General features: G+C 69.0%; 21 protein-coding genes and 1 pseudogene. 12 read left to right on the top strand and 10 right to left on the bottom strand.

Going from position 1 to position 22,138, the window contains the following annotated elements:
* Nucleotides 1-136 precede the first annotated feature (136 nt).
* The 6 genes from ssgD to SLUN_RS33955 all read left to right on the top strand — a co-directional run bounded on the left by ssgD (nt 137) and on the right by SLUN_RS33955 (nt 5,867).
* The gene (ssgD, locus tag SLUN_RS33980; protein WP_108153758.1) at nt 137-553 is read left to right on the top strand and encodes a spore wall synthesis regulator SsgD; all 417 of its coding nucleotides are present in this window, start codon (nt 137-139) and stop codon (nt 551-553) included.
* Between the two features lie 411 nt (nt 554-964).
* A complete protein-coding gene (locus tag SLUN_RS33975) occupies nt 965-2,599 on the top strand; it encodes an ABC-F family ATP-binding cassette domain-containing protein (RefSeq protein WP_108153757.1) in 1,635 nt (544 codons plus the stop codon).
* A 169-nt stretch (nt 2,600-2,768) separates the two neighbouring features.
* Complete coding sequence (gene ddaH / locus SLUN_RS33970) at nt 2,769-3,545, top strand: dimethylargininase (protein WP_108153756.1); 777 nt, start codon at nt 2,769-2,771, stop codon at nt 3,543-3,545.
* A 115-nt stretch (nt 3,546-3,660) separates the two neighbouring features.
* Nucleotides 3,661-4,635 carry an acyl-ACP desaturase gene (locus tag SLUN_RS33965; protein ID WP_108153755.1) on the top strand — a complete coding sequence of 325 codons (975 nt, stop codon included), beginning with the start codon at nt 3,661-3,663 and terminating at the stop codon, nt 4,633-4,635.
* Between the two features lie 138 nt (nt 4,636-4,773).
* Nucleotides 4,774-5,556, top strand: a complete 783-nt coding sequence (locus SLUN_RS33960; RefSeq protein WP_108153754.1) for a peptidoglycan recognition protein family protein — start codon at nt 4,774-4,776, stop codon at nt 5,554-5,556.
* 83 nt (nt 5,557-5,639) lie between these two features.
* Nucleotides 5,640-5,867: a hypothetical protein gene (locus SLUN_RS33955; protein ID WP_108153753.1), complete on the top strand. Its 228-nt coding sequence runs from the start codon at nt 5,640-5,642 to the stop codon at nt 5,865-5,867.
* Between the two features lie 222 nt (nt 5,868-6,089).
* Here the strand turns inward: SLUN_RS33955 and SLUN_RS33950 are convergent, their stop codons facing one another.
* Nucleotides 6,090-6,464: a VOC family protein gene (locus SLUN_RS33950; RefSeq protein WP_108153752.1), complete on the bottom strand. Its 375-nt coding sequence runs from the start codon at nt 6,462-6,464 to the stop codon at nt 6,090-6,092.
* Nucleotides 6,465-6,608: 144 nt separating this feature from the next.
* Nucleotides 6,609-7,730 carry a baeRF3 domain-containing protein gene (locus SLUN_RS33945; protein WP_108153751.1) on the bottom strand — a complete coding sequence of 374 codons (1,122 nt, stop codon included), beginning with the start codon at nt 7,728-7,730 and terminating at the stop codon, nt 6,609-6,611.
* A gap of 186 nt (nt 7,731-7,916) precedes the next feature.
* Between SLUN_RS33945 and SLUN_RS33940 the strand changes: the two genes are divergently transcribed.
* On the top strand, nt 7,917-8,468 hold the full coding sequence (locus SLUN_RS33940) for a hypothetical protein (RefSeq protein ID WP_159100390.1): 552 nt from the start codon (nt 7,917-7,919) through the stop codon (nt 8,466-8,468).
* Nucleotides 8,469-8,529: 61 nt separating this feature from the next.
* On the opposite strand, the gene SLUN_RS33935 is transcribed toward SLUN_RS33940, so the two are convergent.
* The 3 genes from SLUN_RS33935 to SLUN_RS33925 all read right to left on the bottom strand — a co-directional run bounded on the left by SLUN_RS33935 (nt 8,530) and on the right by SLUN_RS33925 (nt 10,774).
* Entirely contained in the window at nt 8,530-9,438 is a 909-nt protein-coding gene (locus SLUN_RS33935; RefSeq protein ID WP_257153847.1) for a YhjD/YihY/BrkB family envelope integrity protein, read from the bottom strand.
* 155 nt (nt 9,439-9,593) lie between these two features.
* Entirely contained in the window at nt 9,594-9,839 is a 246-nt protein-coding gene (locus SLUN_RS33930; RefSeq protein ID WP_108153749.1) for a WhiB family transcriptional regulator, read from the bottom strand.
* A gap of 137 nt (nt 9,840-9,976) precedes the next feature.
* The gene (locus tag SLUN_RS33925; protein WP_108153748.1) at nt 9,977-10,774 is read right to left on the bottom strand and encodes a VOC family protein; all 798 of its coding nucleotides are present in this window, start codon (nt 10,772-10,774) and stop codon (nt 9,977-9,979) included.
* 136 nt (nt 10,775-10,910) lie between these two features.
* On the opposite strand from SLUN_RS33925, the gene SLUN_RS33920 reads away from it, so the two are divergent.
* Complete coding sequence (locus SLUN_RS33920) at nt 10,911-11,558, top strand: TetR/AcrR family transcriptional regulator (protein ID WP_108153747.1); 648 nt, start codon at nt 10,911-10,913, stop codon at nt 11,556-11,558.
* A gap of 31 nt (nt 11,559-11,589) precedes the next feature.
* On the opposite strand, the gene SLUN_RS33915 is transcribed toward SLUN_RS33920, so the two are convergent.
* Nucleotides 11,590-12,483 carry an alpha/beta hydrolase gene (locus SLUN_RS33915; protein ID WP_108153746.1) on the bottom strand — a complete coding sequence of 298 codons (894 nt, stop codon included), beginning with the start codon at nt 12,481-12,483 and terminating at the stop codon, nt 11,590-11,592.
* 112 nt (nt 12,484-12,595) lie between these two features.
* Entirely contained in the window at nt 12,596-13,678 is a 1,083-nt protein-coding gene (locus tag SLUN_RS33910; protein WP_108153745.1) for a multicopper oxidase domain-containing protein, read from the bottom strand.
* A gap of 193 nt (nt 13,679-13,871) precedes the next feature.
* Between SLUN_RS33910 and SLUN_RS33905 the strand changes: the two genes are divergently transcribed.
* Together SLUN_RS33905 and SLUN_RS33900 are read left to right on the top strand one after the other, a co-directional pair.
* Nucleotides 13,872-16,355 (top strand): ThuA domain-containing protein, encoded by a 2,484-nt coding sequence (locus tag SLUN_RS33905; RefSeq protein ID WP_108153744.1) that lies wholly within the window; start codon nt 13,872-13,874, stop codon nt 16,353-16,355.
* A 56-nt stretch (nt 16,356-16,411) separates the two neighbouring features.
* Nucleotides 16,412-18,556 carry an OmpL47-type beta-barrel domain-containing protein gene (locus SLUN_RS33900; protein ID WP_108155087.1) on the top strand — a complete coding sequence of 715 codons (2,145 nt, stop codon included), beginning with the start codon at nt 16,412-16,414 and terminating at the stop codon, nt 18,554-18,556.
* A 59-nt stretch (nt 18,557-18,615) separates the two neighbouring features.
* Here the strand turns inward: SLUN_RS33900 and ligD are convergent, their stop codons facing one another.
* Entirely contained in the window at nt 18,616-19,626 is a 1,011-nt protein-coding gene (gene ligD, locus SLUN_RS33895) for a non-homologous end-joining DNA ligase (RefSeq protein WP_108153743.1), read from the bottom strand.
* Between the two features lie 52 nt (nt 19,627-19,678).
* On the opposite strand from ligD, the gene SLUN_RS33890 reads away from it, so the two are divergent.
* Nucleotides 19,679-20,749, top strand: a complete 1,071-nt coding sequence (locus tag SLUN_RS33890) for an ATP-dependent DNA ligase (RefSeq protein WP_108153742.1) — start codon at nt 19,679-19,681, stop codon at nt 20,747-20,749.
* A 41-nt stretch (nt 20,750-20,790) separates the two neighbouring features.
* Here SLUN_RS33890 and SLUN_RS41725 read toward each other — a convergent pair.
* Nucleotides 20,791-21,142, bottom strand: a pseudogene (locus tag SLUN_RS41725) (AMP-binding protein); the annotation flags it as partial.
* A gap of 127 nt (nt 21,143-21,269) precedes the next feature.
* Between SLUN_RS41725 and SLUN_RS33880 the strand changes: the two are divergent.
* Complete coding sequence (locus SLUN_RS33880) at nt 21,270-21,527, top strand: hypothetical protein (RefSeq protein ID WP_108153741.1); 258 nt, start codon at nt 21,270-21,272, stop codon at nt 21,525-21,527.
* A 98-nt stretch (nt 21,528-21,625) separates the two neighbouring features.
* On the opposite strand, the gene SLUN_RS33875 is transcribed toward SLUN_RS33880, so the two are convergent.
* Nucleotides 21,626-22,045, bottom strand: a complete 420-nt coding sequence (locus SLUN_RS33875; RefSeq protein WP_108155086.1) for a VOC family protein — start codon at nt 22,043-22,045, stop codon at nt 21,626-21,628.
* Between the last annotated feature and the right edge of the window lie 93 nt (nt 22,046-22,138).

Below are 22,138 nucleotides of genomic sequence, written 5' to 3'. Positions count from 1 at the left end.
CCCGACCCCGTCCAGGGTGCCGCCGGTGCGCACGGTGACACAGGTCACGTTCCCTTTGGATGCACGTAATCGCTCGTTCTGCCGTCTCTCCAGGTGTCAGGGAGACATCAGCGAGCCGCGCACGAAGGAGCAGGCCTTGTCCACCGTCATCGAACAGGCCGTGCAGGCCCGCCTGGTCGCCTCTGCGCCGCAGATGGAGTCAGTTCCGGCCACTCTTCGTTACGACCGCGAGGATCCCTTCGCCATCCGGATGGCCTTCCCGCCTCCAGCGACGCTGGAGGGCAACGAGGTGTCCTGGGCGTTCTCCCGTGAGCTGCTCGCGGCGGGCATCGATGCCCCGGCCGGCGTCGGCGACGTACGCGTCAGACCGTTCGGCTACGACCGTACGGTCGTGGAGTTCCACGCCCCCGAGGGCATCGCGGTGGTGCACATCCGGACCAGCGAACTGCGCCGCTTCCTCACGCGCGTCCAGGGCCTGGTCCCCACCGGCCACGAGCACCTCTATCTGGACCTCGACCACAATCTCGCCGAGCTGCTGCGCGACGCCCACTGAGGCTCGGCTCGTACTTCCGCTCCGCGCCTACTGGGGCTCCGCACCGAGGAGTGCGTTGAGCTCCATGTAGTCGTAGCCGTCGGCCAACGAGCACCTCGCGGATCGTGTCGGGGGTTCGCGCAGGTCCCGCTCACGATAATTCTTTGACAGTGCCCGAGCGCGTTCGTACGGTGTACAGCGGTTCTGTTGTCGTCGATCGGAGTAGGACGTTGCTCGTCTGAGGTCCTTGAGACACCGTGTTGTACAGCTCTCTCGGCATGCTGTGCGCATTGCGTGCGACCTCGGCGCTCGAGCCGTCCTGATCCACCGGAACCTCCTTGGTGTTCCGGTCCGCGTTCCCGCGATCGTCGCCCGTATTCCGGTGTCCCCACCCGTTGCCCTAGCCCCCTTCCACGCAACCGGGAGACCCGTATGTCTACTGCCCCCACCCACATCACCTGCTCCTCACTCACCTTCGCCTGGCCGGACGGCACCGGGGTGTTCGACGACTTCCAGCTCGCGGTCGGCCCGGGCAGGACCGGCCTGGTCGGCGTCAACGGCTCTGGAAAGTCAACGCTGTTGCGGCTGATCGCCGGTGATCTCACACCGTCCGGCGGAGTGGTACGCACCGCGGGCGGGATCGGCTACCTCCCGCAGAACCTGGTGCTGGACACCGGCCTGCCGGTGGACGAGGTGCTGGGCATCGCCGCCGCGCGCACCGCACTGCACGCCATCGAGGCGGGCGATCCGCGCGAGGAGCACTTCACGGCGGTCGGCGACGACTGGGACGTCGAGGAGCGGGCCCTCGCCGCCCTCGATCAGCTCGGCCTCGGCCATATCGGGCTCGACCGCACCATCGGCGAGGTGTCGGGCGGCGAGGGCGTACTGCTGCGGCTGGCGGCCCTGCTGCTGGCCAGGCCCGGAGTGCTGCTGCTCGACGAGCCGACCAACAACCTCGACCTGTACGCGCGGCGGCGGCTGTACGACGCCGTCGCCGCCTGGTCCGGGGTGATGGTCGTGGTCAGTCACGACCGCGAACTCCTGGAGCTGGTCGACCAGATCGCCGATCTGCGCGACGGCGAGGTCCACTGGTACGGCGGCAAATTCTCCGCGTACGAGGAGGCACTCGCCGTCGAGCAGGACGCCGCCGAGCGCATGGTGCGCGTCGCGGAAGCCGACGTACAGCGGCAGAAGCGTGAACTGGCGGATGCCCAGATCAAGTTGGCCCGCCGCAAGCGGTACGGACAGAAGATGTCGGACTCCAAGCGAGAGCCGAAGATCGTCATGGGGGCGCGCAAACGCGCGGCGCAGGAATCGGCGGGCAAGCACCGCATCATGCACACCGAGCGGCTCGCCGATGCGAAGGAGCGGCTCGGCGAGGCCGTGGACGCGGTCCGCGACGACGACGAGATCCGTATCGAGCTGCCGTTCACCAAGGTCCATCCGGGCCGGGGCGTACTGCGGCTTTCTGATCTGACGCTTCGTTACGGGGCCGAGGTGAAGGGAGAGTTCGAGGTCCGCGGCCCGGAGCGGATCGCGCTGGTGGGACGCAATGGAGCGGGCAAGACGACGCTGCTGCGTACGATCACCGGCGAGTTGGCGCCGGTCGCGGGCGAGGCGGTGGCCGAGGTACCGCTCCACTTTCTGCCGCAGCGGCTCGATGTGCTCGACGACGAGCTGAGCGTGGTGGAGAACGTGGCGCGGTTCGCGCCCGACGCGGCCAACAACCGGATCAGGGCGCGGCTCGCGCGTTTTCTGTTCCGGGGCGCGCGTGCCGACCAGCCGGCCGGGACCCTGTCGGGCGGCGAACGGTTCCGCGCGGCGCTCGCCGCACTGCTGCTCGCCGAGCCGGCGCCGCAGCTGCTGATGCTGGACGAGCCGACGAACAATCTGGACATGGCGAGCGTGCGGAAGCTGACGGCGGCCCTGGAGTCGTACGAGGGAGCGCTCATCGTGGCGAGTCACGATGTGCCGTTCCTGGAGTCGATCGGCATCACGCGCTGGCTGCTCCTGGACGGCGAGCTCCGTGACATCCGCGCGGACGAGGTACTCGGTGATCCGCGTTGAGCACCCTTGGGCCGTGTACTCAAACGCCGGACGGGCTGACGTGTCAGCCTCGTGGGGGTCCCCCCGGACGAAGGTAGGGGAAGAGGGTGGGGGAAAGAGCATTCCGTCCCCCCGGCACCGCGCGCCATGATGGGCGCCACCAGACCCCGACCCACCTGGAGCCCCACCCGTGCCCAGCCAGAAGGCCCTGATCCGCCGCCCCAGCCCCCGGCTCTCCGAAGGTCTCGTCACCCACATCGAGCGCACCCCCGTCGATGCCGCCCTCGCGTTGGAACAGTGGGAGACCTACGCGGAGACGCTGCGCGAGCACGGCTGGGAGACCGTCGAGACGGAACCGGCCGACGACTGCCCGGACGGCGTGTTCATCGAGGACACGGTCGTCATGTTCCGCAATGTCGCGCTGATCGCCCGCCCGGGGGCCGAGTCCCGCAGGCCGGAGACCGCGGCCGTTGAGGAGACCCTGGCCCGGCTCGGCTGCTCGGTGAACTGGGTGTGGGAGCCGGGCACCCTCGACGGCGGCGATGTGCTGAAGGTCGGCGACACGATCTACGTGGGCCGCGGCGGCCGTACGAACGCGGCAGGCGTCCAGCAGCTGCGCGCCGCCTTCGAGCCGCTGGGTGCACGCGTCGTCGCCGTCCCCTTGAGCAAGGTGCTGCATCTGAAGACCGCTGTGACCGCGCTGCCGGATTCCACCGTCATCGGATACCCGCCACTGGTGGAGAACCCGACCGTCTTCCCCCGTCATCTCCCCGTCCCGGAGGAGTCCGGCGCGCATGTGGTGCTGCTCGGTGGCGGGAAGCTGCTGATGGCCGCCAGCGCACCGAAGTCCGCGGAGCTGTTCACGGATCTCGGCTACCAGCCGGTAGCGGTGGACATCAGCGAGTTCGAGAAGCTCGAAGGGTGCGTGACCTGCCTCTCCGTACGCCTCCGTGACCTGTACGCATAACGGAATGTAACCGGACATCGCGGAAGCGGGCTTGGCCGATGGCTTACCGCCGCCTTAACCTACGGTCTCGTAACCTACGAATCCGTAAGTAACTCTCCCGTCCCCAGGAGCACCCGTGACGATCACCTCTCCCCACCTCGGCAGTTCGGAAGCGTGGACCGACGCCCGACTGCTGTTCGCGCTGGAAGAGGTGGTGGAGAAGGAACTCAACCGCCATCTCAAAGTTGCCAAGGACTGGATGCCCCACGAGTACGTCCCGTTCTCCGACGGCCGGAACTTCCCCGGCTTCTTCGAGGACGGCCAGGCCTGGGAGTCCGAGCAGTCCAAGGTGACCGACATCGGCAAGATCGCGCTGGTCGTGAACCTGCTGACCGAGGACAACCTCCCCAGCTACCACCACGAGATCGCCAGCCTCTTCGGCCGCGACGGCGCCTGGGGCACCTGGGTGCACCGCTGGACCGCGGAGGAGGGCCGGCACGGCATCGTGATGCGCGACTACCTGCTGACCTCGCGCGCCGTCGACCCGGACAAGCTCGAGCAGTTCCGTATGGCACACATGGCCGAGGGCTTCGAGTCCGACAACCGCCACTCGATGCTGCACTCCGTGGCGTACGTCGCCTTCCAGGAGCTCGCGACCCGCGTCTCGCACCGCAACACCGGCCACCAGTCGGGCGACCCGGTCTGCGACCGGATGCTGGCGCGGATCGCGACCGACGAGAACCTGCACATGGTCTTCTACCGCAATCTGCTGGGCGCGGCCTTCGAGATGGCCCCGGATCTGACCATGCAGTCCGTGCGCGATGTCGTCGTCAACTTCCGGATGCCCGGACACGGCATGCCCGGCTTCGAGCGGGCCGCCGCACAGATGGCGATCGGCGAGATCTACAACATGCGGATCCACCACGACGATGTGCTGCAGCCGGTGCTGCGCTTCCTGAAGGTGCTGGAGATCGACGGTCTCGGCCCCGACGGGCTCAAGGCGCAGGAGGAGCTCGGCCTGTACATGGGCGGGCTGGACTCCGAGGCGAGCAAGTTCGACGCAAAGCTCGCGGCCCGCAAGGAGCGGATGGCGGCCCGAGCGGCGCTCTGACCCTTTCCTGGATGGGGCTCCGCCCCGGACCCCGCGCCTCAATCGCCGGCGAGGCCCCAGTTGCCGGCGATTGAGGACACACGCACAGCCCCCGAGCAGCGGAGGCGCGCCCGGAGGTGCCGCCTTACGCTCAGGATCATGACCATCGACCGGCGCATGCTGCTGCGCGGCATGGGCAGGGCAGCCGCGGCAGGCGTGATCGCGGCCGCACTGGCCGCGAGCGACAAGGGAAGGCCGTCCGCGTCGGCGCCCGCGGAAGGCCGCACCCGGCCGCGTCCGCGGGCCGAGCCCGCCGCGCCGTGGACCGCAGCCCGGCCGGCTGTCGTACTCCGGACGGACTGGCAGCCCACACCGCTGCCGCGGCGGAAACCCGAGCTGTCCGCGACCTCGGTCAAGGCGGTCTTCATCCATCACTCGAACAGCGGCAACGACTACACGCCGCAAGACGTCCCCGCTCTGATCCGTGCCCTCTCCGACGACCACGTCGACAACCGGGACTGGGACGACGTCGGATACAACTTCTTCGTCGACCGGACCGGCACCATCTACGAGGGGCGCACCGGGGGCATCGACAATCCCGTCGTCGGCGCGCACACCGTGGGATTCAACATCGGCAGCGTCGGCATAGCGGCCATCGGGACGTACGGCACCGGGGCGAGCGTGCCCGCGCCGATGCTCGAGGCGATATCCCGCCTCGCCGCGTGGAAGCTCGGTCTGTACGGGATCGACCCCCGCGGCAGCACACTCCTGGTCTCCACCAACGACGCCAGCAAATACCCGAAGGGCAGCCGGGTCACCTTTCCCACGATCTCGGGGCACCGCGACGGCTGCTGGACACGCTGCCCCGGCTCCGCGCTCTACACGCTCCTGCCGGAGATCCGCGACCGCGCCGCCCGTCTCCAGGGCCGAGTGCCTGCTTAGGGCGCCTTCGGGATCAGGCCCCAGGCCCCTTCCGGCCGAGCCCCGGACATGCTGTGAGCGGCGATCCGTCGCAGCCTGGGTACATGGCCGCCCACCCGCCGATCGTCGTGCACCGGATCTCCCCGTCCGGTGGCCGAAGAGTCACCGTGCGGGACCAGATCATGGGCCTCGCCCACTCCGACCGGGACCTGCTGGAGTTCCTGCGGCTGGCCGGCCTGCCCGACGCTGACGCACTCCTCGACGATCCGACGTGGATCGAGTGGGTCGGTGGCCGGGAGCACGAGTACGAACCACTGGAGATCATGCCGTGACGCCCGGCGCGCAGGGCGGATGGGCTGCGGCCGTCCTGGCGCGCACCGGCCCGGACAGGACCTGAGCGGCCCCGGGGAAGTCCGGGCGGCGTCGCGGGCCGATGGCTGTCGCCTGGCTGCGTTGTCGTCAGTCGCCGACGCTCCGCGTGGACTCCTTCCTCCGCCTTGCCAGACTCGGCCCTCGACCCGCTCCTTCACCCACCCGGACCTCCCCGACACCGCTTAGGTGTCCTGGAGCACGGAGATGACGTTGCCCGCCGGGTCCGTGAACCACGCGATGTCCGGGCCGCCGCCGCCCCGGACGATGCCCTTGTCGTCGCCCTCCATGCCGGGGTACCGCTCGAATCGCACGCCTCGTCGGACGAGCTCGTCGACGGCCGCGTCGATGTCGTCCACGGGGAAGTTGAGAACCGTGAACGACGCCGGCGTGTGCACGGCCTTGGGATAGACCAGCACCTCGGCGCCGCTGCCGAGGTGCAGCCGCAGCATGCCGTACTCCTCGGTCACCTTCAGGCCCAGAGTCTGGCTGTAGAAGGCCTTCGCCTTCTCGATGTCGTCCGCGGCGAATCCGCTGAACGCCTGCGTGTTGCCGAACATGATCTCTTCCTTTCGCGAGCCGTGGCCCCAGCCCGGAGAGGCGGGCCGTCCACAGGGGTAGACCCCGCGGCCCGGTCCCACTCATCGCTCATGGGCGCGGGAGATGCCGAGCTGCCGGCCGTGTGCGGTGGCTGAGCCGCGAGGTCAGTAGCGCAGGTCGGCCGCGATGCGGTTGTGGCCGGCGAGTGCGTCGCCGGGAACGAAGACGACCTCGGCACCGCTGTCCAGGGCGGCTTCCACGATTTCGTCGACGATGTCCTCACGGACGCCGTCCTCGGAAGGAGCCGAGCCCGGTTCCGCCGGGTCGACGGGCACCAGATGCCCTTGGTCGACCCGAACGGTCTGCTGGAAGTTCTCCTCGACGGCGACGAGTGCGGCCCGTCCCTCCTGGGCGGCCTCCCGTACTTCGTCGAGGCCGGCGGCGAAGGTGCGCCGGCCGCGGGCCGCGACGAGCCGGTCGATGGTGCGTGCCGCCTCCTTCCGGTGGAACTCGCCGATGCCGGCCTCCAGTTCTCGGTACAGAACGTGCGCCGGTCCGTTCAGCAGGCCGCCGTTGAGTACCTTTCCCGCGACGTCGCGTTCGACGGTGCCCACCTCCTCCAGCAGGGCCAGCGCGGGAGCCAGGCCGACGAGGTAGAGGGGGCGGGGCTCGGCGGCGAGAACGGCGGACAGCGCGGCGTCCACCTCCCGCAGGAACCGGTGGATCTGCTCGTCGCGGAAGGTGCTGGCCGAATCGCCCACGCGCTCCTCGCGCTGCACATCCTGCACCTCCGGCTCCATGACCTTGGGGAACCCGTTGCGATTGTGCTCTCGTACGGACTCTCCGGAGCCGTGCCACAGCGTGGCGCGGTCCGCGGCGACGGCGAGGATCCAGTACGGGCGGTCCATGGCCTTCGCGGCGACCAGGTTCCGGGTCAGGTAGGTGTCGCTCAGCACGACACGTTCCGGTACCCGCCGGGGGAGGTACCAGATCTGGTGCTCGCCCGGATTCGCGAGGATCACCAGCCCGTCGAGGGTGTGTCGCAGGTCGACCTCGGCGACAGCCTGATCGAGCTGCGTCTTGATGTCGATCCGGGCCTGCCGCGACACCGTCTCGTCGGAGTCGAGCCGACGCTCTGCCTCCGCCACAAGATTGCGAAGGCGTACCGCGTCCTGAGCGTTGTCGGGCTCGCGCCGATGCGTGGGGACGGTCACGGATACGACCGGATAGGGCTGCGTCTCGCGCAGGGTCCGCAGCAACGCAGGCGTCAGGGCGTCGGTTTCCATGGCTCCCTCTCTGGTGGTTCCCTCCCTGGATTCCTCCCGGTCCACGATCTACCGGCGACGTCTCACGTGCATCCGGAAGGCAGCCGTCCGACGGGCTGGAGCACCTGTTCCTGCGATCGCACTCTGTGACCTTGTGGACTAGTTTTGGCGGCTAGATGCTATTCATTCCGGTATGTGGAGGTTTCCGTGGCCACTCTCACGGTGCGGAGGAGAGCCGAGGGCGTCGTGGCGACCGCGCTGGCAGCGCTTCTGGCAGTCGGCCTGACCGCATGCGGAGGGGACGACGACAGCTCCGGCCCGGCCACGCCGAGCCGCACCGGATCCGCCGCATCGCCACCTCGTGAGACGGCATCGTCCAGCCCTCGCTCCAAGGAGGACTTCGAAGCCTCGGTCTCCGCGGAGGCCGCACGCATCCGGGCCTCCGCCTCCGCGGCTCTCGCGGACGCTCCCGGTCAGGGCAACGCCATGGCGGACGTGTCCCAGGGCGGCGTACCGACCTCGCGTACCGACGGAAAGCGTGCCGCCCTGGTCAGAGTGACCAACAGCACCGACGAGAAGGCGTTCTACTCCGTGCAGGTCGACTTTGCCGACGCCGACGGCAAGACCCTCGATTCCGTCGTACTGGGCTTCGCCGACGTCGCCCCCGGGGCCCGAGCCGAGCGCTACGCCATCAGCAGCAAGGCAGTCGGGGAGAAGAGCGTCCCGCGGATCGTCAAGGCTCAGCGGACCGCCCCCTGATGACCGCGTCATGGTGACGCACCATCCGCTGCCTGGTGCGGCGACGCCCTGCTGGAGTCGATCAGTCCTGATCAGGACCGCTCCGGTCAGGATCCGAGTTCCGGGTAGCGGTGCCGAGTAGTCGGGCCACGAACGGCTCGGTCGCGACGACTTGGCCGAGGGCGATGGCCGCCGTGACGGCGGCACACAGGACGATCAGCCACGACAGGAGGCTGAACACCGCTCCGTACGGCCCGAACTGCGCGACGCTGCGGTCCAGTTCATTCGGCAGATACAGGCGTGCCGCCCAGCTCAGCACCACCACGGCCGTACCGCTCATCACCGCACCGGGCAGCAGCGGCAGCCAGGGCACGCGGCCGCCCAGCAGCAGATACTGGGTCCACCACCACAGCAGCACACTCGAGACCACCGTCAGCGGCACACCCAGCGCCGTACCCGCTCCGAAGGCATCGTGCAGCGGTCCCAGCAGAAGCAGCACGACCAGCCACACGACCAGCCACACCATCCACCTCCAGGCGACCACGTGGATCGCCGCCCCGGGCAGGTGCCAGGAGCGCTCGCACACCCGCTGCAGGGCACGGCTGCACGTCGTCGCGGACAGCAGGACCACCACTGCCCCGACGGCACCGAACGCGTCCCGGGTCTCGCTGTCCCCGCCCGCCCGCAGCAACTGCTGCACCTGGGAGAGCGTCTCGCCCCGCAGGCCGAACTCCGCTCGCACCGTGGACACCAGCTGGTCACGCAAGACGGCCGGGGCGAATGCGGTGATCACGAACAGCGCGGGAATGACGCCGACGAAGACCTGCGCCGCGATCCGCGTGCCGTTGTCCAGGATGCTGACGCGCAGCAGCTGTTCGGCGGCGCGGGAGACGAACGGCAGGCGCGTGCGCAGCGACTGGACAGCCTTGGCAAGGCGGCGTGCGGACTGCCTCATCGAGGCGCCGCCCGCGTCATCGTCACGGTCATGCACGGGTAACGCCCCAGGCCCGGCCAGGTCACCTACTGGGCTTGCAAACGAACCGGGCGCTCTGTCAGTGCCGCGTGCCCCTGGCCACCCCTGTGAGGGGCCGGCCGAGGACGGAGGCCACGTGCGGCACTGGTTCTGAGGCCGGCGCCCACCCTGATTCAGCCCTGGTCGCGCTTCAAGCTGTACCGCTCCTTCTCCGAAAGCCCGCCCCACACCCCAAATCTCTCATCATGAGCCAGCGCGTACTCCAGGCACGCCACCCGCCCCTCGCAAGCCCCGCACAACTGCTTCGCCTCGCGCGTCGACGACCCCGGGGCCGGAAAGAAGAATTCCGGCCCCGTCTGGGCGCACAACGCGGTCTCCTGCCAGGAGAGTTCTTTGTCGGTGGTGGTATTGATCGGCATGCCGCACACGCTGCCCGCCGCCGATAAACGCCCGGTCAATGAAGCATCAACGCCCCCATCACCCCCACCCCGTCAACGGCCTCGGGACGCCACAATGCGCCCCGAGGCTGTCGAGAACAAGCCAAACCCGAGGCCCGTCAGCCCTCCGACTGTGCGCCCTGCAGCACCGCGAAATGTCCGCCCGCCGGGTCCGCCAGCTTCGCGAAGCGGCCCACGCCCTCCATGTCCACCGGCGCCATCCTGACCGTGCCGCCCAGTTCCTGCGCCTTGGCCACCGTCGCATCGCAGTCCGCGACCTCGAAGTACGGCAGCCACGACGGCCCGTCCGCCGCCTCGACCGGGTCCGACGCCAGGGGTGCGACGCCGCCGAACATGTCGTCCGCGCTCGTCCCGGCCGGGTTGAGCATGGTGTACGAGCCGCTGCCGTCCGGCAGCGGCATCGAGGATGTCTCCCAGCCGAAGACGCCGCTGTAGAAGCGCAGCCCCTGCCCGGGGTCCGGCGTGTAGAGCTCCGCCCAGCACAGCGAGCCGGGGGCGTTGACGACGTCCAGGCCCTTGATCTGGCCGGGCTGCCAGGTCGCGAAGCCCGCGCCCGACGGGTCGGTGAAGATCGCCATGCGGCCCAGTTCGAATACGTCCATCGGTTCGACGACCACGGCGCCTCCGCCCTGCTCGACCGACTTGGCCGTGGCGTCGGCATCGGGCGTCTGGAAGTAGAGGCTCCATCCGGGGGCGCCCTGGTCCGGGGCGACCGTCATGCCGCCGGCGACGGTCTTACCGTCCAACTGGAACATGCCGTAGCCACCGGCCTCCGGCCCCGCCGACTGGAACGTCCAGCCGAACAGGCCGCCGTAGAAACTGTTCGCCGCCTCGATGTCGGGTGTGCCGAGGTCGATCCAGTTCGGGGAGCCTGTGACAAAGCGGGTCGTGAGCATGGTGTGCTCCTCCTAGGTCCTGTCCGGTCGGGATCCCATTGCCTGTCGTCCCGAGTCTGCTACCGATCCCGGGGAGCCGCACCCACAGGGTTCGGCGCGATATGCGCACGATCGTGCGTTCAGTACGATGGGGCGCATGACCGGCAGCACACACACGGACGGACGCGTCGAGCGCGGCAACCAGACCCGGCGCCTGGTGCTCGGGCGCACGATGAACATCGCCTCGGTCGAGGGCCTCGAAGGCCTCTCCCTGGGCCGTATCGCCACCGAACTGAAGCTCAGCAAGAGCGGCGTCTTCGCCCTCTTCGGCTCCAAGGAGGAGCTCCAGCTGGCAACGGTCCGCGCGGCGATCGCCGTCTTCGCCGACCGGGTGGTACAGCCGGCCGGCGAGCTGCCGCCGAGCGCCGACCAGGTGTGGGCCCTGTGCCGGAGGTGGCTGGACTACTCCTGTGACCGCGTCTTCGCCGGCGGCTGCTTCTTCTACACCGTCACCGCCGAGTTCGACGCCCGCAGCGGCCCCGTGCACGACGCGGTCGCCAGGACCCGGGCCGACTGGGTGGCGTACGTGGAACGGACGATCGAGGATGCCCGGCTCACGGGCGGCTTCGATGCGGACCTCGACGTACCGCAACTGGCCTTCGAGATCATCGCGATGATGGAGGCGGCCAACGCCGAGTCCGTGCTGCACGACGACAACTCCGTGTACGAGAAGGCCGCGCGCGGCATCCTGAACCGCCTGCGCGCGGCGGCGACCGACCCGGCCGGGCTGCCGGAGCGGACCTGACGCCAGGGCCCGTCTTCTGGATCGGGCCGGATCAGGGAGCGGGGTCTGGTGCGTGCGAGCCCACGGCGGCCTCGTCACGGCCGGAGACGGCGAAGGCCACCGCCTCGGCGACGACTTGGGGGTCCGCCAGGATCCGGCGGTGTCCGAGTCCACGGGTGACGACGAGGCGGGCGCGCTCACCGTGCGCGGCCGCGGTGAGCCGTGACTGCGACAGCGGCACCATGTCGTCGCCCTCGTCGTGGAAGAGCAGAACCGGGACGCCGACCTCCTCGGGCCGGTAGGCGACGTTGAAGCGCTGCCATATCCCGGGCTCCCCCGGGAAGAGCAATCCTTCGATATGGCGGCGCAGTTCATGCTTCAGCCGGTCGCGCAGTCCGAGGCCGGCACAGAACCCGTCGACGAGATAGTCGAAGCTGCCGACGCCGCCGACGCCCACGATCCGACGGGCCACCACACCGTCGCGCAACGCGAAGAACGTGGCGAGGACTCCGAAGGAGTGCGCGACGACGGCCTCGAAGTCGCCGTGCCTGGCGTGCAACTTCCGGATGATCTCGCGGTATTCGAGGATCGTCGTGGCACGCCCCTCCGAGTCACCGTGCCCGGGAGCATCGAAGGCGACAGGGCTGTAGCCCCTGTCGCGCAGGGCGGTGACGAAGTCGGTGAAGCGCGAGCCGCGCGAGGACCAGCCGTGCACCAGCAGTACGGGGCGCTCACCGTCGCCCCATGTGTAGGTGACGACGCGCTTGCCGTTCACCGTGAGCCGGCCGGCGCGCGCCTGGGCGAGCACTTCCCGTTCGGACGGCCGCGGTCGGCTGCGGCCGAGGGGGCGGGCGAAGAGGGCGAAGACCGCCCGTCCGGCGAGTCCGGGCGCGATATGGGAGGTCGCGTTCAGAACGGTGCGAAGGAGCGGTGCCAGGGGGTGCATTGCCGGTTCTCCTCGGTCGGCCGATGAAGTGGGATGATTTTAGCACGATCGTTCGCATAGTTTCAGGACCAGGCATACGGCGCCCGTCGATGCCGGGCGCCGACACGTCTCCTCAGTGGCTGTGGCCGCCCGGACTCGCCCCGTCGGCGCCCGACTTGGCACCCGCCTCCGCGCCCGTCCCGGCGCTTGCCCCGGCGCTTGCCTTCGCGTTCGACTTCGCGTTCGTCCTCGCGCCCGCCGGATGGTGCGCCTCATACCCCGGAATCGTGCCGTCCGGCTTCGCCACCAGGAACAGCCCTGCCATCCCCATGTCGGAGTGGCTCTGCACATGGCAGTGGTACATCCAGGCCCCCGCCCCCACATGCTCGCCCGCGATGATCTGGAAGCCGAAGGAGTCCGCCGGACCCGTGATCTTGTTGTCGATCACCCGGCTGACGTCGGCCGCCCCCTCCAGCAGACCCGTTCTGTTGTCGGCCCAGCGATGACCGTGCATATGGAACGTGTGGTAGTACTCGCCGTGCGTGATCATCACGATCTCGACCCGGTCGCCCACCGTGGCCCGGAAGTCGGGGCTCTGGTCGGCCGGCTTGTTGTTGATCGTCATGTCGTTGAAGACGATCGTGAACTGCTTGTCCGGCAGGATGTCGCCCTTCCTGCGGACCACCACAGGACCGTAGAGCCCCTTGCGGATGCCGCCCGTGCCGTGCTCCGTGCCCACCACATGGTCGTGGTAGTGCCAGTAGCCCGCACTGCCCGCCCGCCACGTGCCGTCGGCGCGCTTGCCCGGCGTGTGGGTGCGCCAGGTGTACGTACGGGTGCCGCCCGGCTCCACATGGCTCTTGCTCATCCTGGTGCCGTCGTTGGCGATGTCGTAGTCCACGCCGTGCGCATGCAGACTGACCGGCACATCCATGGCGTTCTCGAACTCGATGTGCAGCGTGTCACCCTCGACCAGTTCGATCAGCGGTCCCGGGATCGACGCCTTGCCCTTCTCCAGGCCGTAGGCCATCTGACCGTCCGCCAGCTTCTCCGCGTACAGCTTGAGATGGCGTACCGCGCCCCCGGCCGGGGCAGTCCTGGGTGCGCCCTCCGCCGAGGTCGCGCTCGGGGCGGAGGCGAGCGACAACGATGTCACTCCCGTCGCCGCGACCGCGCTCCCCGCCAGCAGGCGCATGTTGAAGCTCCGTCTGTCCATGCCGAACTCTCCAGTCTTGTACGGAGATTGACGGGGCACGGGCCCCCGGGACGGCCACACGGTAGCCGGGTGATCTTCGTTTATCCACACCCAGGACAAAGTTCGCGCCATGGGAGTCATTCCTCTTGGCGAACCACGAAAAGAGGTCTAGTTTCACGGCTGTTGTTGTGACCAAAGAGGGGTGGGTGACCACATGCAGCGCGCACCACATCACCGGTCTGGATCCCGAAGGAGCGGTCTGGCGGCGGCCCTTGGGGTCGGCGCACTGACCGCGTCATTACTCGGCGGCGGGACTGTAGCATCCGCCAAACCCTATCCGGAGCCATCGGCGACAACGTTGTCCTTGCCGTCGCCGCCGGGCGGATCGAACGTACGGGTCCTGGTCTTCCACGCCTCGGCCACCGAGGAGTCGCCGACCGTCGACGCCGGTATCGCGGCGATCGAGAGAATCGGGCTGACCGGGCCCGCCGCCGGACGTTTCAAGACCGAGGCCACGGACGACGCCTCGGTCTTCACCAATGCCACCAAGCTCGGCAGGTACAACGCGGTCGTGTTCCTGACGGGCGGCGGCGATGTCCTCGACCCGGAGCAGGAATCCGGGCTCGAGTCGTATCTGGAGGCCGGCGGAGGCTTCCTCGGCCTGCATGACGCGGCACGCACCGAGCCGTACTCCGACTGGTTCACCGGGCTGATCGGTGCCCGTCCGGCCGGTGCCGCGAGCGCGGTCCGGCGCGCCACTGTCGAGGTCGGCGACCGTCAGCACCCGGCCACCAAGTCCCTCCCGCTGCAGTGGAAGCGGCCCGACAAGTGGTTCAACTGGGCGGTGAACCCCTCCGGCAGCGTGCACACCGTGGCGCGCGTCAAGGAGAACTCGTACACGCCGGGCACGGGCGCCAACGGCTGGGACCACCCGGTCTCCTGGTGCCGTGACTACGACGGCGGGCGCTCCTTCTACACCGGTATGGGCGGCACGGTCGACAGCTTCGCCGAGACGGACTTCCGTAACCATCTGCGCGGCGCCCTCGCCTGGACCACCCGGATCTCGCCCGCCGACTGCAAGGCCACCATCAACGCCAACTACACCGCCGAGCGCGTCACCCAGGCCAACCAGCCCGGGCAGAACGACCAGATCGGCGAGCCGCACGGCCTGGTCACCGCCCCGGACGGACGGGTGCTCTACATCGGGCGCGGCGGCGCCGACGCCGGCAAGCCCGTCGTCACCGACTGGAACAACCCCGACATCGGCAAGGGCCAGGGCGAGATCCATGTCTACGACCCCAGGACCAGGAAGGTCGCCCTCGCCGGTGCTCTGACCATCTTCGGCAACAAGGGCGGCGGCGACGAGCTGATCAAGGTCGAGGAGGGGCTGCTCGGCATTGAGCTCGACCCCGGCTTCATGACCAACGGCTGGGTGTATCTGCACTACACACCGCACTCGCAGATCGACCGCGATACGCGGATGGCCGAGCGGCGCGTCTCCCGCTTCACGCTCGACCCGACGAGCAACAAGCTGGATCTCGCATCCGAGAAGGTCCTGCTCAAGTGGCCTGTGCAGATTCACAGTTGCTGCCACGCGGGCGGCGGCATGGCCTGGGACTCCGAGCAGAATCTCTACATCGCCACCGGGGACAACAACTCCTCGGGTTTCAGCGGCGGTTACTCCGGCAACAACCCGGAGCCCAACTACAAGGGCGTCTCGTTCGCCGACGCGCGCCGCACCGCGGGCAACACCAACAACCTCAACGGCAAGATCCTGCGGATCCACCCCGAGGACGACGGCACCTACACACTCCCGGCGGGCAACCTCTTCACGGGCCAGGAGCCGGACGAGGGCGGCGGCAAGACCCGCGGCGAGATCTATGTGATGGGTGTGCGCAACCCGGCGCGTATCTTCATCGACAAGTCGACGGACATCCTCTACGCGGGCTGGGTCGGCCCCGACGCGGGTGCGCCCTCGACCACCTGGGGGCCGGCCAAGTACGACACCTTCTCCGCCATCATCAAGGCGGGCAACCACGGCTGGCCGTACTGCATGGGCAACAAGCAGCCCTACCGCGACCGCAATCTGCCGGACCCCGGCAAGCCGCTGGGCTGGTACAACTGCGACGCCCCGAAGAACGAGTCGCCGAACAACAACGGCCTGGTGAATCTCCCGCCGATCACCTCCAACACCATCTGGTACTCGCCGCAGGGCGGCGGCGTGGACTACCCACGCGACGCCAACGGCATCCCCAGCTACAAGACGGAGGAGCAGAAGCTGCTGATGCCGTGGCTCAAGGGCGGCGGCCAGGCGACCATGAACGGTCCGGTCTACCGCTACGACGCGGCGAGCGCCGGGGCGGGCAAGTGGCCCTCGTACTGGGACGGGAAGTGGTTCGTCGGTGACTTCTACGACGGCGACCAGCCGCGGCACGCGGTGCTCACCGACCCCAGGACCGTGGGCAAGGGCGGGATCCCGGTGCACGCCGAATCCCTCAAGAAGATCATCCCGGTCGGCGCGGACGGCATCCGCAACCTGATGGACTGGAAGTTCGCGCCGGACGGTTCGCTGTACGTCCTGGACTACGGGCGCGGATTCTTCACCTCCGACGCCAAGTCCGCGCTCTGGCACATCACCTACAAGGGCGGCGAGGCGACACCGTCCGCCGACAAGCTCGCACGAAAGGCGGCGCAGTGAGTCTCGTGAGACACAGAACCGCAAGCTTGTGGACGGCGCTGCTGGCCGCCGTGGTGATGGTCCTGGGACTGACGTCCGCGGTCGCGTACGGCAGGACCGACGATCAGGTCGCGGCCCAGGTGCTGACCTGGACGGCCGGTGACGCGATCGACAAGTACGCGACCTTCCCGTCCACCGCGGTGGCGGGTGCGACGACGATCGTGTTCGAGAACAGCGCGGCGACCGGCAACACCACCGGTATGCCGCACACGCTGACCTTCGACGTCTCGGATCCCGAGTACAACAACGACGTACCGCTGAACATCCTCGCCAATCCCCATGACGCGCAGGGCGGCAAGCACACCGTCGAGGTCACGCTCACGCCCGGCCGGTACCGCTTCCACTGCACCATCCCCGGCCACGGCGCGATGCAGGGCATTCTCACCGTCACCGAGGGCAGTGGCGAGGACACCACGGCTCCCGACACGACGGCGAAGGCCGAGGGCGACAAGAACGCCGACGGTGCGTATGTCGGCCAGGCGACCGTGACCGTGTCGGCGACCGACGCGGGTTCGGGCGTGGACAGGATCGAGTACGCGGTCGGGGCGGCCGGCGCCTGGCAGGCGTACACCGCACCGGTCGTGGTCAACGAGGTGGGCACGCACAAGATCCGCTACCGGGCCAGTGACAAGGCGGGCAATGTCGCCGCGGAGAAGGCGGTGGACTTCACCGTCGTCGCCCCGCCGACGGACGACAGGACCCCGCCGGAGACCTCGGCGACGGTGAGCGGTGAGAAGAACGACCAGGGTCAGTATCTGGGGATGGCCACGGTCACCGTGACCGCCTCCGACGCCGGCTCGGGCGTCAACACCATCGAGTACGCGATCGGTGCGAGCGGTGCCTGGCAGCCGTACACCGCCCCGGTGATGGTGCACGAGGCGGGCACGCACAAGGTCCGCTACAAGGCGACCGACAAGGCGGGGAACGCGGCCGCCGAGAAGTCCGTGGACTTCACGGTCGTCACACCGCCGACGCCGGACAAGACCCCTCCGGAGACCACGGCCGGGGTGACCGGTCAGCGGAACTCCGACGGCGCGTACATCACCAGCGCCAAGGTGACGGTCACCGCGACCGATGCCGATTCGGGCGTCGACAAGGTCGAGTACTCGCTCGACGGCGGTCCGTACCTCGCGTACACCACTCCCGTCATCGTGGACCGCGTCGGCTTCCATTCCGTCCTGCACCGAGCGACGGACAAGGCGGGCAACACCTCCGCCGCGAAGAAGGTGTCGTTCACGATCGCGGAGGGCGGCGGCGTTCCGGCGCCCAACTGCCCCGAGTTCGATGAGCGGTTGACGGTCATCGTCGGTACGGTCGACACGGGTGTGCCCAACCGCATCACCCGCAGCCGCTGCACCGTCAACGAGCTGATCGAGGACGAGAAGGACTGGTCGTCGCACGCGCTGTTCCTCAAGCACGTGGACCAGGTCATCGACAAGCTGCTCGCGGACGGCGTGATAGACCAGCGCGAGCACAAGAAGATCTACCGGGCGGCCAAGCAGTCCGGTATCGGCAAGCCGGGCCAGAACACCGGCTACCGCGATCTGTTCGACGGCACACAGACGTCGTTCAGCAAGTGGCAGCACGTGGGCGGCGGTTCGTTCGCCCTCAGCGGCGACGGCGCGATGACCAGCAGCACCACGGTCCCGGGCATGGGCATGCTGTGGTTCCCGCAGCGGCAGTACGGGGACTTCTCGCTGAAGCTCCAGTGGCGCGACGACGCACCGGGCTCGGGCAACGCCAACGGCGGTGTCTTCGTGCGCTTCCCGTACGTCCATGACAATCCGGAGGAGCCGCGTCCCGAGTGGGTCGCCATCAAGTACGGCCATGAGGTGCAGGTTCTGGACCGGCCGGACGGCGACATGTACAAGTCCGGCTCGATCTACGGCTTCGACCGGGTCGGACTCGGCGGTGCCGGTGTGACGCCGAAGGGCACCTGGAACGACTACGAGATCCGGGTGGTCGACCAGCACTACTCGATCTACCGCAACGGCGTGCTCATCAATGAGTTCGACAACACCGGCGGCCAGGAGTTCGTCCCGCCGCGGGGCGACGACCCGGGCACGGACGGCCGGCGGTACTCCTCCGGCCATGTCGGGCTCCAGGTCCATGGCACGACGGATGTGATCTCGTACCGCAACATCCGGATCCAGGAACTCTAGGCATGGAGCGGTAGCAAGGGAGCAGAGCAACACCCCCCCAGCAGGGCCCGGTGCGGCGTTCAGTCGTCGTGCCGGGCCCTGCTCGGCTGGACCCGCTTCGGCTCCCCCGGCATCTTCGGGTACTCCGGGGGGTACGGCAGATCGCCGAGGCCGTGCTCCGCCTCATCCTTGCGGGCCAGCTCCAGCAGGCTCTCCAGGCTGAACCGGTGGTCGTCCATGTCCGCGTGCACATCGCCCACCTCGGCGTAGCGGGTGGGCATCGTCCTGATGTCGAAGTCCCGCGGCACGGCGTCGTCGATCTCCTCCCAGCGCAGCGGTGCGGAGACCGGGGCGTGCGGGCGGGGACGTACGGAGTAGGCGGAGGCGATGGTGCGGTCGCGGGCCGTCTGGTTGTAGTCGACGAAGATCCGCTCGCCGCGCTCCTCCTTCCACCACTTGATGGTCACCCGGTCCGGCATACGGCCTTCCAGTTGCCGGCCGACGGCGATCGCGGCGCGCCGGACTTGGGTGAAGGTCCAGCGCGGTTCGATCGGTACGAAGACGTGGATGCCGCGTCCGCCTGACGTCTTGGGCCAGCCCCGCAGTCCGGCCTCGTCCAGCACGACGCGCAGTTCGTGGGCGGCGCGCACGGCGTCGGCGTAGTCGGTACCGGGCTGCGGGTCGAGGTCGATGCGCAGCTCGTCGGGGTGGTCGGTGTCGTCGCGGCGGACCGGCCAGGGATGAAAGGTGACGGCTCCGAGGTTGGCGGCCCACAGGACGGCGGCGGGCTCCGTCGGGCACATCTCGTCCGCGGACCGGCCGCTGGGGAAGGTGATGTGAGCCGTCGGGATCCAGTCGGGGAGGTATTTGGGCGCGCGCTTCTGGAAGAAGGACTCGCCGGTCACCCCGTCGGGGTAGCGCTCCAGGGTGGTGGGGCGGTTGCGCAGCGCGCGGGTGATGCCGTCGCCGACGGCGAGGTAGTAGCGGACCATGTCCAGCTTGGTGTAGCCGTGCTCGGGGAAGTACACCTTGTCGGGATTGGACACGCGTACGGTCCGCTCCCCCACTTCCAGTTCCATCGCTCCGGCCATGCCCGCCAGCGTAGGCCGTGCCGAGATCCCCCGCATACCGGACAATCGCCGTATGGATCTGCCTGTGATGCCGCCCGTGAAGCCGATGCTGGCCAAGTCGGTCAAGACGATCCCGCCGGGCATGCAATACGAGGCCAAATGGGACGGCTTCCGGGCGATCGTCCATCGGGACGGCGACGAGCTGGTGATCGGCTCCAGGACCGGCAAGCCGCTCACCCGCTACTTCCCGGAGCTGGTCGCCGATCTGCTGGATGCCCTGCCCGACCGCTGTGTCGTCGACGGCGAGATCGTCATCGCCCACGAGGGACGGCTGGACTTCGACCGTCTCACCGAACGCATTCACCCGGCCGACTCCCGGGTGAGGATGCTCGCCGAGCAGACCCCCGCGAGCTTTGTCGCCTTCGATCTGCTTGCCATCGGTGACGAGGCGCTCCTGGACGCGCCGCTGTCGCTGCGGCGCACCACGCTGGCCGCCGCGCTGGCCGAGGCCGAACCGCCGGTGCATCTCGCGCCCGCCACCACCGACGCCGCGCTGGCGCAGGAGTGGTTCGAGCGGTACGAGGGCGCCGGGCTCGACGGCATCATCGCCAAGCCGCTGGACCTGCCGTACCGGCCCGACGCCCGGCTGATGTTCAAGATCAAGCACGAGCGGACGGCGGACGCGGTCGTGGCCGGCTACCGCCTCCACAAGAGCGGTCCCGTGGTCGGATCGCTGCTGCTCGGTCTGTACGACGACTCGGGCGCCCTGCAGCATGTAGGCGTCTGCGCCGCGTTCTCGATGAAGCGTCGCGAGGAGCTGATCGGGGAACTGGAGCCGCTGCGGATGGATCCGCCGGACGGCCACCCCTGGGCCGCGTGGGCGCAGGAGAGCGCCCATGAGAGCGCCCGGCTGCCCGGCGCGCAGAGCCGCTGGTCGGGCAAGAAGGACCTGTCGTGGGTGGCGCTGCGGCCCGAGCGGGTGATCGAGGTCGCGTACGACCATATGGAGGGCGACCGCTTCCGGCACACCGCCCAGTTCCGCAGGTGGCGGCCGGACCGCGACCCCGGCGACTGCACCTACGCGCAGTTGGAGGAGCCGGTCGGGTACGACCTGTCCGAGGTGCTGTCACCCCCCGGCGAGTGAGCAGGGGTCGTCGCCGGGGCTGCCGCTCGGCGACGGCGAGGCGTCTGGCCGCCGGCCGCCCGGATGGCGAAGTCCAGCACCGTCAACTCGTAGCGCGTACGCGACATCAGCGCTACCCTGTCCGCCGGGCTCGAGGCCGGCGGCGATCAACCCCTTTGCCACAGCGGTCACTTCGTACGCAAAGGCCACGGCAGTGACCGGCCGCCACTGTCCGTCACTCCCTTTTCGCCGCAGGACCACCGATGCGGGGGCCTCGACCGCGTTCGCGTAAGGTATGTCGGCGGTGCTGCGGGAGGCGGCCGGCGGGGCGAGCCGGACAGTGCGCACCTCTCGTACGACAGCGTCGCTCCCGACCGCCTCGACCGGGGCGCGTTCCGCGAGATCGCCGCGCTGCGGGTGATCCGAAACGGTTGCCGCACAGAGACATCCCCGCCGACAAACCCGGAAGCCCGTCCGGTACGTATGGAGGGGCAAGGCGCCGACCGCCGGCACCGAGAGAAGATGCAGAGAAGGACTACCAGTGACCGCGTCACCCCTCATTCCCGTACCGATCCCCGACGGTGTCGCCGCGCTGATCGGGTCCTGCATGCCGATCCATATCCTGCAGGCGGAGATCGACGCCGAGTGCGCCGTGCGTGAGGTGTACCGGTTCCGTGGTCCGCTGTGTGCCGAGGACCGGGCGGACAGGGAGCACGCGCTGTCGACGCTGGCGCAGGCCAACAAGGTGCTGGCCGCGTACAACCCGCGCCTGATGGTCAAGCCGGGCCGCACCTACTGACAAGCCCCGGCTCCTCACCGGCAACGGACGTCACACGAGTGGTGCCTTTGGCTTCCGGAGATCCACGTAGTGCGATGAAGGACGCTGTGACTGTTTGATCAGGCGACATTGGCGTCGCGTTCGACTGGGAACGTGTCGTCGTCGGCGACGAGCTCGACCTCGTAGCCGTCTGCGTCTTCCAGATAGGCGGCGTAGTGCTGAGCGCCGCCCGCATAGGGATGGCCGTCTCGGAACATGAGGTGCCACCCGTGCTCCGGAGCCTCAGTGGTCAGTGCGTCGACGACGGCCCGGCTTTCGATGTGGAAGGCCAGGTGATTGAGTCCGGGGCGGCACCGTTCGTGCCGGTCGCCGGCCATCGCGGGTGACTGCTCGATGACCAGATAGGTGGCGCCCAGTCGCCAGCTGCGGCCGGCAGCCCACTGCTGGAAGGGCGTGTAGCCCAGCGCCTCCAGCAGCCAGCCCCAGCTTGTGGCGGCCCGCGCGAGGTCGGGCACCCACAGCTCGATGTGGTGCAGCATCCCTGTGACCGGCTTGATCACGCCGTCTCCTCTGTTGACTTCGCTGAGCACGGGCTCGCCCTCCCGACCCGCGCGCCTGCGCAGGCCTCCTCG

This window comes from Streptomyces lunaelactis (assembly GCF_003054555.1).
GTDB lineage: Bacteria > Actinomycetota > Actinomycetes > Streptomycetales > Streptomycetaceae > Streptomyces > Streptomyces lunaelactis.
This window is presented reverse-complemented; position numbering and strand designations above follow the sequence as displayed.